The sequence below is a fragment of the Helicobacter pylori FD535 genome, from assembly GCF_000296015.2.
Taxonomy (GTDB): domain Bacteria; phylum Campylobacterota; class Campylobacteria; order Campylobacterales; family Helicobacteraceae; genus Helicobacter; species Helicobacter pylori_CT.
Genome location: NZ_AKHP02000061.1, coordinates 1 through 12,621, shown reverse-complemented (window position 1 = coordinate 12,621; position 12,621 = coordinate 1). Strand labels below are relative to the sequence as shown.

Sequence of the window (12,621 nt, the reverse complement as noted above, 5' to 3'; positions counted from 1 at the left end):
TCATTGCTCCATGCTGAAGACAACGGCGTTTTTTTAAGCGTGGGCTATCAAATCGGTGAAGCGGTTCAAAAAGTGAAAAACGCCGACAGGGTGCAAAAACTTTCAGACGCTTATGAAAACTTAAACAAGCTTTTGGCTAATCATGGCCGCTCCAATCAAGAGATTAACACAAACAGTGCAACAGCGATCAATCAAGCGATTGGTAATTTAAACGCAAACACGCAAAATTTAATGGATAAAACAGACAATTCCCCTGCCTATCAAGCCACGCTTTTAGCGCTAAAATCCACGGTAGGGTTATGGAATAGCATAGCTTATGCGGTCATATGCGGAGGCTATACGGATAAACCCAATCATAACACCACAGAAACTTTTTACAACCAACCAGGACAAGGTTCAGATTCGATCACTTGCGGTGGGCATGTGGGGTTACTTCCAGCAGGCAAAAATTCTCATCTGTCCATTGAACAATTTGCAACGCTCAACAAAGCGTATCAAATTATTCAAGCCGCTTTGAAAAAAGGTCTCCCTGCTTTAAGCAACACAACAACAGTGGAAGTAACCATTAAAACAGGAACTAACGCTCAAAACATTAATGTCAATAATACCAATAACAATGCTGCTGACACTACAGTTAGCATAACTGATACTTATATTAACGATGCGCAAAATCTTTTAACCCAAGCCCAAACCATCATCAACACCCTTCAAGACAATTGCCCGCAGTTGAAAGGGAAATCTTCTAGTAGTAATGGTGGAACTAATAGCGCAAACACCCCTTCATGGCAAACAGGTGCTAACCAAAATTCGTGCAGCGTTTTTGGCACGGAATTTAGCGCTATTTCAGACATGATTAGTAACGCTCAAAACATCGTAAAAGAAACCCAACAACTCAAGACCACCCCACTAAAAAGCATCGCGCAACCCCATGATTTCAACCTCAACTCCCCTGATAGTATCGCTTTGGCTCAAAGCATGCTCAAAAACGCTCAATCTCAAGCAGCGGTTTTAAAACTAGCCAATCAAGTGGGGAGCGATTTCAATAGAATTTCTACAGGAGTTCTTAAAAATTATATAGAAGAATGCAGCGGTTCAAATGAAAGCGTTTCCAATGACACTTGGGGGAAAGGTTGCGCGGGCGTGAAACAAACTCTAACTTCGCTAGAAAGTAGCAACGCTTCTTTTTCTAGCCAAACGCCTCAAATCAATCAAGCGCAAAACCTCGCTAACGCCATTGTTCAAGAACTCGGTCATAACCCTTTCAAACGGGTGGGCATCATTAGTTCTCAAACCAATAACGGGGCGATGAACGGGCTTGGGGTGCAAGTGGGTTATAAGCAATTTTTTGGAGAAAAGAAAAGATGGGGGTTAAGGTATTATGGTTTCTTTGATTACAACCACGCCTATATTAAATCTAGCTTCTTTAACTCGGCTTCTGATGTGTGGACTTATGGGGTGGGTAGCGATTTATTGTTTAATTTCATCAACGATAAAAACACCAACTTTTTAGGCAAGAATAACCAGATTTCAGTGGGGCTTTTTGGAGGAATCGCCTTAGCAGGGACTTCATGGCTTAATTCTCAATTCGTGAATTTAAAAACCATCAGCAATGTCTATAGCGCTAAAGTGAATACGGCTAACTTCCAATTTTTATTCAATTTGGGCTTGAGAACCAATCTCGCTAGACCTAAGAAAAAAGATAGTCATCATGCGGCTCAACATGGCATGGAATTGGGCGTGAAAATCCCTACCATTAACACGAATTACTATTCTTTTCTAGACACCAAACTAGAATACCGAAGGCTTTATAGCGTGTATCTCAATTACGTGTTTGCTTACTAAAAACCCTCTTTTTAAAAGGGGGTTTGTTTAAAAACGCTTTTTAACTTTTTTTCATTTTCTTTTCTATGAAGATATTCAAGCATTCTATGAGTAAAGCAAAACCAATGCCCGCATACAAATAGTTTTTATTGATGTGTAAATGCAAGCCCTCTAAAAACAAAAACACGCCCACAACGAGCAAAAAAACAAAGGCTAAAGTTTTGACACGGTAGTGTTTTTCAATAAAATCGCCAACGATTTTGGAAAAAAACATCATCACTATTACGGATAAAATAATAGCAAGCGCCATGACTTCTAAGTGTTTAGCAATCCCAATAGCCGTGATCACAGAGTCTAAAGAAAAGACAATGTCTAAAAACATGATTTCTATTAAGGCGATGGAAAAGCCAAACGCTTTTTCTTGGCGTTTTTCTTTAGGATAGATCTGCTCTTTTAATTCCATTAACGCTTTAAAGGCTAAAAACACCCCCCCTACAAGCAACACCACATCACGCCATGAAAAGCTCATGCCTGCTATGACAAATAAGGGTTTTTGCAAATGGCTGATAAAAAACAAGCTCCCTAAAAGCCCTATACGAGCGATCATAGCCAAGCCCAAGCCTAAAATCATGGCTTTATTTTGCTGGTGTTTGGGAAGTTTATAGACCATCACCGTGATAAAAATGATGTTGTCAATCCCTAAAATGATTTCTAAAAGCGTGAGCGTAGTCAAGGAGACTATGCCATGCGTTGTAGAAAGAGCGTCTAATAGTGAGGATAAAAATTCCATGAAAGGCTACAACCAGCCTTTCTTTTTAAAATAAAGCACAGGCAAAATCGTAGAAATCGCCATGACAATCAGCGCGAAAAGATACCCGTATTGCCATTCTAACTCCGGCATGAATTTAAAATTCATGCCATAAATCGTGCCGATCAATGTGGGGGGCATCATCGCCATGGTCGCCACCGTGAAGAGCTTGATGATTTTATTTTGCTCCACATTGACTTGAGAAGCGAACAGGTTTTGAATGTTGTCTAGGGAGTTGAGATTGACCGTTGTAGACTCCACTAAAGAGCTAAAATCGGTTAAAATGATATTTAAATTATTTTTGGTATCGCTATCCACTTTATTGCTCCTTAATAAAGCGGTGATAATGCGCCGTTTGTCAAAAAAGGAATCCCTTAAAGCCACATTAAATTCTTGCAAATTGGACAAGCGCACTAAAATATCATCATGCGTAGAAGTTTCTTTGAAAATGATGTTTTTGCGCAACAGGGTCGTTTGCTTGTTGATCCACTCTAGGCATTCTACCCCTTTTTCAAAATACACTTCAAAGATTTTGGTTAGAATATCAAACCCGTCTTCAAATTTTTTAGGGCTAGCTAAAACCTTTTTTTGGATGGAATCAAAGATTTCTAAAGTCCCGTAATAAATCGTGAAAAGAATGTTATTAGACAAAATAAAGGTCGCCATTTCCGTGTGGAAAGTCTCATTTTCATCCTGGTTAGTGAAAAAAGCGTTGATCGTAACGCTGGAGCTGTCTTCCCAATACTTGGTAACTGATGAGACTCGTTGGGAATGGTCTGTGTTGTAGTGGATAGCGTATTCTTGGCTTAGAGTGGCCAATTCATTGGGCGTAGGGTTGATTAATTCAAACCATAAAACTTCATTTTCTTCTATATCAAAGCCATTAAAATCATTAAAGCGTTTTTTAATGACAAATTTTTGCTGCTTGAAAAACACATTCACCATAAGCGATCCTTAGAGTTAATGGCGTTTATCCAAAACCTCAAAACAAGGTAAAATTTTGCCCTCTAACAATTCCAAACTCGCTCCCCCACCGGTAGAAATGAAACTCATGTTATCCTTTTCGCCCGCGCGGTTGATCGCATCAATGGTATCGCCCCCACCAATGAGCGAGAAAGCGTAAGTGTCAGCGATCTTATGGGCTAAAAAGGTTGTGCCTCTGGCGAATTCTTGCTTTTCATGCACGCCTAAGGGGCCATTCCATAGGATCGTGGGCGCGCTCTCTATGACTTCAGAAAATAATTTCACGCTCGCAGGCCCTATATCAGCGATCTTGTGTTTAGGCTCAATGTCTTGGACGGGTGAAATTTTGATGTGTTTGGGGTTAAGGATATCATCAGTGGTTACAGCGTCTATAGGTAAATAGACTTTGACTTTTTTTTCTTTCGCGCTTTGCAATAACTCTAGGGCGTCATTGATTAGAGCATCTTCTACAGGAGAATCTTGCACATCATAGCCTAAGGCTTTTAAGAAGGTGTTACTCATCGCCCCGGCAATAATGAGCTTGTCAATGAGATCTAAAATGTTTTTTAATAGGGTGAGTTTGGAGCTGACCTTAGCCCCCCCTACAATCAACAATAGAGGGCGTAAAGGGTGGTTAAACGCTTGATAAAACGAATCAATTTCTTTTTTGAGTAAAAACCCGCTCACTTTAACAGGGGCGAATTGCGCCGTGCCATAAGTGCTGGCATGTTTTCTGTGGCTCGTGCCAAAAGCGTCATTCACAAACACATCGCACAAACTTGCTAAATCTTTAGCCAGATTTTCATCGTTTTCTTCTTCGCCTTTTAAAAAGCGGATGTTTTCTAAAAGAAAAATCCTTGTGGGCGCGTTTTCGTTTAAAGCCTGCTTGAGTTGCGCGATATTTTGAGAAAAAACCACTTCATGGTTTAAGAGTCTTTCAAGGCGTTTTAAAAAAGGTTTCAAGCTCAATTTTTCTTCAACCCCTTTAGGGCGGCCCAAGTGGCTCACTAAAATAATGTCTTTAGCCTTGTTGTCAATACAATATTGGATGGTGGGCAAGCTCTCTCTAATGCGCGTGTCATCAGTGATATTCAAATTTTCATCTAAAGGCACATTAAAATCCACTCTAATAAGCACCCTTTTATGGCCCACTTCCACTTCTTGAATGTTTTTAACGTTTTGCATAAACGACATTTTAGCTAACATGAAAAATCCTTTCTTTTAATTTTGTGCTATATATTGCACCATGTCTATCAAGCGCTCGCTATAACCCATTTCATTATCATACCATGCCAATACTTTAGCATTTTTTTCGCCTATTGTCATGATTTGATCATCAATCACGATCGCGCTAAAGGGCGAAGAAATAAAATCGCTTGAAACAAGCCTTTCTTCATCAATACCCACAACCCCTTTAAAGGCATGCTTACAAGCGTCTTTAAGCGCATGCTGAACGCTCGCTTTACTCACGGATTTTTTAAAGCTTAAAGACAGATCCACTAAGCTCACATTAGGGGTAGGCACTCTGATAGCAAGGCCTGTAACTTTAGAGCCTAAATGCGGTAAGACTAGCGAAATGGCTTTGCTCACGCCGGTGCTTGTGGGGATGAGGTTAAGGCCGGCCGCTCTGGCGCGGCGGATGTCTTTGTGCTTGGTGTCTAAAAGGTTTTGATCGTTAGTGTAGCTGTGGATGGTGGTTAAAAGCGCGTTTTCTACTTTAAAAGCATCATCTAAGATTTTTAATAAAGGAGCGGTAGCGTTAGTCGTGCAAGAAGCGTTAGAAATCACGCTTTCGTTATGGTAATTCTTATGATTCACCCCATAGACAAAGGTGGGCGCATTTTGCGCGGGAGCGGAGATGATGACTTTTTTCACGCTGTTTTTAAGATGAGCGCTTGAAGCTTCTAGGGAATTGAATTTCCCGGTGCATTCTATGATGATTTCTGCGTTAGCGGCAGAGAAATCAAGCTTGTTAATGTCTCGCTCGCTCAACACTAAAATGTTTTTACTATGCCCGATATTTAAGGTTCTATTAGCGTTTAATTTAGCTTCAAAATGCCCATGCACGCTGTCATGGCGGATCAAATGCAAAAGAGTTTCTGTTTCAGCGGTAGAATTGATAGCGACAATTTCTATATCTTTTCTTTGGCTAGCGACTCTTATAGCGCACAAACCGATGCGCCCAGTCCCATTGATAGCGATTCTAATTGGCATGTTTTCCCTTTATTTAAAAACCACCATTCTATCACAAATGCTCTTAAATAAAGGCATTCTTAAGGGGTTCTGTCTCATTAAGAATTAATCATAAACTAAAATCAAAATCCTTGCGATAAACCTCTCTGTAAGCTTTTTGAACGCTTGTAAAAACCCCACTCCCTAAAAACCCCCTAGATAAGGGGCTAGGGTGAGGGGCTGTGATGATGATGTGTTGGTTTTTGGGGATTAGCGCGATCTTTTTTTGGGCGACTTTCCCTAATAACACCACGATTAAAGGGGAAATCGTTTCAAAAAGGCGCATCAATATTTGGTCGCTAAAAGCTTCCCAGCCAATATATTTGTGCGAAGCGGCTTGGTTTTTTTCCACGCTTAAAATGGCGTTCAATAACAGCATGCCCCTTTTAGCCCACGCGCTCAAATCCCCACAACAAGGCACAGGCACGCCTAAATTCGCATGCAATTCTTTAAAAATATTTCTTAAGCTTGGGGGGATGGGGGCGTTTTTTTCCACGCTAAAGCTTAAGCCCATCGCCACAGGCCATTCTTGTTGATTTTTTAGGTAGGTGGAATGGTAGGGGTCTTGCCCTAAAAGAATGATTTTAACCGCGCTAGGGGGCGTTAGATTGAGTGCATGAAACAGATTAGAGCTTTTAGGGAAAATGGTTTTAGGGCTTTTTAGGGCTTCTAAGTAGCGTTTTTCTATTTCTAAAAAATAAGGCTTTTTAAATTCGCTTTGCAAAAACTCCCGCCAAGCCAAGCTTAAAGGAGCGTAGTCAAAAAGCTTCATTGTTCGCTAGGGTTTAATTCATGATAGTGTTTTAAATACTCTTTTTGCATGCGTTCTTGTAATTCTTCATACCAAGTGGGCGAGTTAAAATCGGGCGTATAGCTTTCTAGCATGACTAAACGGGTGCGGGCTTTATAGGCTTCTAGGGGCTTGGAATTAAAGATTTTAATGGAATTGATTAACACCATGGGCTGGATTTTGAGCTGGAATTTTTCGGCGATGATTTTAGCCCCTTGCTTGAAAGGGAGGAATTTTTCTCCTCCTTTGCCTCTAGTGCCTTCAGGGAAAATCACTAAAGGGCGGTTTTGATCTAGCTTTTCTTTGCACGCTTTCAAAAGGCTCACAATCCCCTTTTTATCCTCTCTGTCAATTAAAATCATTCCCGTATCCGTTAGGGCATGCCCATAAAAGGGGATTTCGCCCAGCTCTTTTTTAGCGATCCAGCAAATATTGCTGGGGTGGTAAGCTTCTAAATAAATGATGTCTAGTAAGCTTTGGTGGTTTAAGACGATGAGTTTAGCGTCCGTATCAAAAGCGCCTATTTTTTCTAAATTAACCCCGGTAAGGGAAAAAAAGCACGAACAAGCCCTACGGCTGGAGCGGGCGTTATTGTTTTTGCGGTTAAAATAATTGAAAACAATGATAACGGCCAAGCCTATAGCGATCACTAAAGCTCTATAAATCGCTCTTAAACGATTGGACTTTTTATTTGACTTCATCTTTTTTGACCCATCCTATTTGTTCATGCGGCGTTAGGATTTTATAATAATCATCATGCGAACCTAAGATTTTAATCGGCATTTCATTTTTAGAAAGCCCTAAAATGGTGGAATTTTGCGTGGGCAGAATGCGGATTTTTTTATGAGCGAGCAAAATGGCTGATCTTTGCGTGAATAAAAGGTGGTACAAAACAAACCCTAAACACAAAATCCCAAGCCCTAAAAAAATGAGTTTGCGCCCAAAAATGAAAAACAACACCAAGAAAAACACGCACAAAGCGAGCAGCGCCACATTAGAAAAGACTAAAAAATTGTTTTTAGGGATGAGATCGCTTTGAATACCGGTAGTGTCTTGGGTGGGAATGGTTGAAAAAGATAAGGTTTTAAATTGCCTATCCGAAAGCGAAAAATAATCAAAAGAAAGGTTTTGAATGGTTTTAGGCAACACGCAATAATAAAAAACGCTCCCTTCTTTAGCCTTGATTTGGTTTAAAGAAGCGTTATCAAACCCTTGTTTTAGCGCTTCTTTGATGTGAAAATCTTCCCAAGTGGCTTCTTTAAACGCTAATTCCATCACCAAAATGTTGTTTTTATCGTCATAATCTTTGGTTTTGTATTGCAAGACTTGTAAATCTTTAGCCATAATATTCGCATAACGAGGGTTTTTGGATAAATCTGTTACCTGCAAAGCAACTTTTGGGGCTATGGAATGATCTATGTATTTGTCTTTATTGGAAAACGCGCTCACTTCTAAGGACGGAACGCTCGCTTTCATGCCCTTAATCTTGTAATAATAAGTCGCTCTGAAAAGCTCTTTTTCCACCTTTTTCCATTTAGGAATCTTATTTAAAAGCTCAATTTGGGTTTTATCCAGCTCATCTTTGATTTTGGCTTCCAAAAACTCAGCGTCAAACAGCAATAAATCATAAGTTACGCCTATAGTTTGACCGATATAAACCGGGTTGTTTTCCAAATCTTCTAATTGGGGGATTTTCACATAAGCCACTTTAGCCTTGATTTCTTCTGGCTCATGAGCGTTTTCAGCAACCAAAAAGCTTACCAAAAGGCTTAAAATCAAGCTAACGATTGTGATGGTTTTCATTGAAAACGCATGAAAATTAAAACATGGTTTTATCATTCTTCAAATAAAAACCCCATGAGTTTTTATTTCTTCTTAGGCACTTTTTCATCCATTTTCTCATCCACGATAGACCAGGTTTTCAAGCTGTCAATGGCGGTTTTTAGTTGAATATCATCGTTAATCATTTTAGGAGTAACCTCTTTTTCCTCTTCGTTTTTCTTGTCTTTGTCCGCCTCTTTGGAATTAGGGGTTTTATCATCAATCTTTTTAAGCTCTTGCTCTAAATGGTGTTTTAGATCCGCTTCTTTCAAGCTGAATTTGTTTTCATTTTCTGGCACTTTACCCGGATAAATCACAATATCAGGCGTGATCCCCTTAGCCTGAATGGTGCGCCCGCTCGGCAAATAATAGCGCGCGGTCGTGATTTTAATGGCTTCGTCTTTATTGACAGGGAGCAGCACCTGCACGCTTCCCTTACCAAAGGTTTTTTCACCGATAATCACGGCTCGTTTGTGATCTTGCAATGCCCCTGCTACGATCTCGCTCGCGCTCGCTGAACCGCCATTGACTAACACCGCAACAGGCAAATTGGTATAAGGGGCTCTGCCATTAGCCTTGTATTCTAAATTTTCTTCTTTATTTTTGCCTTTTTGAGAGACTAAAACCCCCTCTTTAATGAAAAGGTTAGACAAGCCCACCGCCTGGTTTAACAACCCTCCAGGATTCCCCCTTAAATCCAACACAACGCCCTTAATGTTAGGGTTAGCTTTCAAGCCGTCTAAAACCGATTTGGTCACATTTTTATCAAAAGAATTGACTCTCACATACAAATAAGGGGTGTCTTTAATCTTTTTCACATAGACAGAGGGGACTTTAATGATGTCTCTAATGATATTAAACACCAAGGGTTTTGGCTCATTTTTTCTTACAATGGTGATCTGGATAGGGGTCTTTGGCTTGCCGCGCATGAGATTGATCGCATCATCAATACTCATGCTCAGCGTGCTTTCGTTGTTGATTTTTAAAATGTTATCGCCTGACTTAACCCCAGCCTTGTAAGCTGGAGTGCCTTCTAAGGGGGCAATAACGGTTAAAACGCCATCACGCATGCCCACCGTGATCCCAAGCCCTCCAAATTCGCCCTCGGTTTGGGCTTGAAATTCCTTAAACTTCTTTTCATTCAAATACGCTGAATGCGCGTCCAAATTAGAGAGCAAGCCCTCAATCGCTTTAGTCATGATCTCAGAAATACTGATTTTATCCACATATTTTTTTTCAATTTCTGTAACCACATTAGTGAAACGACTGAACGCCTCCACCCTTTTAGCCGCTAGTTCTTGCGGGTTTTCCTTGATTGGTTTAACCGGCTTTTTTTCCTTAACTTCACCACCATGCAAACTCACAGCAAGAGAAACCGCTAACAACCCTTTAAAAAGTCGTTTTGTCATTGTTAATAGCACCACCCATTTTTGAGATTAGAAAGAATCACCTTTAAGGTTTTATTCAATTTTTTGCGTTTATTCTATCTAAAATTTAGATAACATGCCCATTCATTCACTCATTTTGAGCCTAAACGATACAATAAAAACGCATAACTCCCCAATCCATTCACATGCAAATCGCAAAGCATGTTCGTTACAAAAAGATTAGAAATGGGGCTTGCTTTAGAGCCTCTATCGCAAATTAGAGCGAGATTGGGTGATACAGAATAAGGGGAAGGCTGATCCCCCGCCTCTGCGGTAGATGTTGTTATCGCTCGCTTCTTTGCTGATGAATGCGGCATCAAAGTCAAATTCTCCGATGGCTTTGGCTTGGTGCGATACGATAAGGCTATGGTTGGTATAAAGCCGTTGTTCTGGATCGTTATGAGAATGGTTTTTGATGATTTTGGATTGATAGCAATCCTTCTTCTAACTTTGAGGCTAATTGCTGATAAATCGTTTTATTCTGTTGCCTAAAATACTCTGCTAACATTTTTAAAACTTTTTGTTCTGGGAATAAAATTAACACAAGATTGAAAATTTCATCATTATCCAAAAGCTTTCTATAAACGCTTGGCGCTAAATCTTTGATTTCTTTAAAGCTCTCTAAAGGATTTTCATCAAAGTTCAAACTGGGCAAATCAGGTAAGGTTTCACGCCACCATGCTAAATGGTTTAAAACCTCATCCCAAACTTGCAAGATATTAAGATTTTCAAACAACTCCTTACCATAACACAAGCTCAAAGGCACGCCATAATCAACAGATAATTTTTGCAATTCTTCTTTATAATAATTTTGATTTTTATTCAAACTCTCATCTATAAAGTAAAAATAGCCTTGAATGTTTTCGCCATAATGATGGATTAAAGCCTCTAATTTTCTTTCAAAGTTGTCTATTTGCCCTCTCTTTTTGGCGCTGTCATGGTCATCTCGCATTTTTTGTTCTATAAAATAATAGGTGTTATCTTTTTTAGCCAACTGATCTAATTCTAAAGATTCCATTTTTTCTTTATCCTTATTGTAATAAGGGATTTTTTTAGATAAAGGTGAAAAGTTATACTCTTTTAAATATTGTTCTATTAAGTATTCAAACGCATCGCCAAACTTAATCTCATGGGAAGTCAATAAATTTTGTAATAGTTTTGTTTTAGGCTTAGTGGGTCTAAAAATCCCCAAATAGCGTTCAGGGTTTTCAGCAATATTTTCAAGTAATTTTGCTTTAGATGTTCCAAAGACAAAACGATTAAAAATCTCGTTAAAGGTTTGATAATCCATTAAAACTCCTTTTGGCAGATATAACGCAATTCATCTAGCAATAAAAATTGATTTTGATAATACGCATAAAAAAATTTCCAGCCATTATGGTTGGTTTTATTCAAACATTTAGCGCTCATCTTATGGATAGAAGTTTCATAATTTTCATTATCCCTCACTTGTCCGTTTTCTAAAACTTGACAAATCTTTTCTTTGTTAGATGAGTATAAAAAATCTCCAATTTTTAATAATTGTTTAGAAATTAAAAGACTCATAGGGATTTTTGGGGGTTTAGTTTCTAAGTCTAAATTAGTGATAAAATCGCTTTTATCCCTAGTGTTATTCAGGCGTTTTGCCGCTTCTTTGATATAAAAAGAATCTTTTTCAATGCCAATAAAATACCTATTCATAGATTTAGCCACAGCCCCTGTTGTGCCTGTGCCAAAAAAGGGATCTAAAATAATATCTTTAGGTTTAGTCGCGCTTAAAATGATTTTTTTTAGAAGTGCTTCTGGTTTTTGCGTGGAATGCACTTTTTTACCTTGTGCGTCTTTCAATCTTTCGTTACCAATACAAATAGGGATTTGCCAAACCGATTTTTCTTGTTTGTCATTATTAAGATATTTCATTGTTTTATAATTAAAGGTAACTTTGCTGTTTTTGTGTTTAGCGCACCAAATAAGCGTCTCATGGGCGTTGCATAGTCTTTTTCCGGCAAAATTAGGCACCGGATTACTCTTGTGCCAAATAATATCATTGAGTATCCAAAACCCTAAATTTTGCAAATGAAAACCAATTCTAAAAATATTTTGAAAACTCCCTATCACACAAATACTGCCATTATCTTTTAAAATCCTTTGGCATTCTTTTAACCAACCCCAACAAAAGGTATCGTATTCCTTAAAAGAGTCAAATTTATCCCAATGATCCTCAACGCCTTGAAATTTTGTGCCTTCAAAACGCTTCAATTCCCCCTCTGTTTGCATAAAATATGGGGGGTCAGCAAAGATAAAATCAACGCTTCTGTCAGGAAAATCTTTCAATTTTTCTAAACAATCCCCCTCTATGATAGTATTTAAGTTTTCTTTTAAAAAATCCATTATTAACTAACCTCTTATATCTGCTACTCCAACCATTTTAACACAAGCATTTTAAGGCTATCTTAATGTTTAGTCTCTAGATTTGTTCTCATCAAATGATAGAAGTTACCTATCTCAACTTATGTTAAACGATACAACAAAAACGCATAACTCCCCGATCCATTCACATGCAAATCACAAAGCATGTTCGTTACAAAAAGATTAGAAATGGGGCTTACTTTAGAGCCTCTATCGCAAATTAGAACGAGATTAGGTGATACAGAATAAGGGGAAGGCTGTTCCCCCGCCTCTGCGATAGATGTTGTTATCGCTCGCTTCTTTGCTGATGAATACGGCATCAAAGTCAAGTTCTCCAATGGCTTTGGCTTGGCGCGATAAGATAAGGGCGG

The 12,621-nt window shown here is 39.0% G+C and carries 12 protein-coding genes; 1 reads left to right on the top strand and 11 read right to left on the bottom strand.

Going from position 1 to position 12,621, the window contains the following annotated elements; genetic code table 11:
* Nucleotides 1-1,842 (top strand): outer membrane protein (locus DV63_RS18400; protein ID WP_020982437.1); only part of this gene is annotated, 1,842 nt, incomplete at its 5' end.
* Between the two features lie 40 nt (nucleotides 1,843-1,882).
* On the opposite strand, the gene DV63_RS16250 is transcribed toward DV63_RS18400, so the two are convergent.
* From DV63_RS16250 to DV63_RS16210, 11 genes are all read right to left on the bottom strand, one after another.
* Nucleotides 1,883-2,611, bottom strand: coding sequence for a TerC family protein (locus DV63_RS16250; RefSeq protein ID WP_000395277.1), 729 nt, complete (start codon nucleotides 2,609-2,611; stop codon nucleotides 1,883-1,885).
* Nucleotides 2,612-2,617: 6 nt separating this feature from the next.
* A complete protein-coding gene (gene corA / locus DV63_RS16245; RefSeq protein WP_000248535.1) occupies nucleotides 2,618-3,574 on the bottom strand; it encodes a magnesium/cobalt transporter CorA in 957 nt (318 codons plus the stop codon).
* A gap of 15 nt (nucleotides 3,575-3,589) precedes the next feature.
* Complete coding sequence (locus tag DV63_RS16240; protein ID WP_000880017.1) at nucleotides 3,590-4,798, bottom strand: phosphoglycerate kinase; 1,209 nt, start codon at nucleotides 4,796-4,798, stop codon at nucleotides 3,590-3,592.
* 15 nt (nucleotides 4,799-4,813) lie between these two features.
* Nucleotides 4,814-5,806, bottom strand: a complete 993-nt coding sequence (gap, locus tag DV63_RS16235; RefSeq protein WP_001122630.1) for a type I glyceraldehyde-3-phosphate dehydrogenase — start codon at nucleotides 5,804-5,806, stop codon at nucleotides 4,814-4,816.
* Between the two features lie 88 nt (nucleotides 5,807-5,894).
* Nucleotides 5,895-6,596: a uracil-DNA glycosylase gene (ung, locus tag DV63_RS16230; RefSeq protein ID WP_000764863.1), complete on the bottom strand. Its 702-nt coding sequence runs from the start codon at nucleotides 6,594-6,596 to the stop codon at nucleotides 5,895-5,897.
* Complete coding sequence (locus DV63_RS16225; protein WP_000841279.1) at nucleotides 6,593-7,315, bottom strand: 1-acyl-sn-glycerol-3-phosphate acyltransferase; 723 nt, start codon at nucleotides 7,313-7,315, stop codon at nucleotides 6,593-6,595. Before DV63_RS16225 ends, ung begins: the two co-directional genes overlap by 4 nt.
* On the bottom strand, nucleotides 7,302-8,417 hold the full coding sequence (locus DV63_RS0209520; protein WP_031202845.1) for an SH3 domain-containing protein: 1,116 nt from the start codon (nucleotides 8,415-8,417) through the stop codon (nucleotides 7,302-7,304). The genes DV63_RS16225 and DV63_RS0209520 overlap by 14 nt, the downstream gene beginning before the upstream one ends.
* A gap of 62 nt (nucleotides 8,418-8,479) precedes the next feature.
* Entirely contained in the window at nucleotides 8,480-9,844 is a 1,365-nt protein-coding gene (locus tag DV63_RS16220; RefSeq protein ID WP_017179717.1) for a S41 family peptidase, read from the bottom strand.
* Nucleotides 9,845-9,954: 110 nt separating this feature from the next.
* Entirely contained in the window at nucleotides 9,955-10,179 is a 225-nt protein-coding gene (locus tag DV63_RS18125; protein ID WP_238554915.1) for a DNA methyltransferase, read from the bottom strand.
* Between the two features lie 80 nt (nucleotides 10,180-10,259).
* Nucleotides 10,260-11,153 (bottom strand): HpyAIV family type II restriction enzyme, encoded by an 894-nt coding sequence (locus DV63_RS16215; RefSeq protein ID WP_000386428.1) that lies wholly within the window; start codon nucleotides 11,151-11,153, stop codon nucleotides 10,260-10,262.
* The gene (locus tag DV63_RS16210) at nucleotides 11,153-12,232 is read right to left on the bottom strand and encodes a DNA-methyltransferase (RefSeq protein ID WP_000346710.1); all 1,080 of its coding nucleotides are present in this window, start codon (nucleotides 12,230-12,232) and stop codon (nucleotides 11,153-11,155) included. The genes DV63_RS16215 and DV63_RS16210 overlap by 1 nt, the downstream gene beginning before the upstream one ends.
* Nucleotides 12,233-12,621 lie beyond the last annotated feature (389 nt).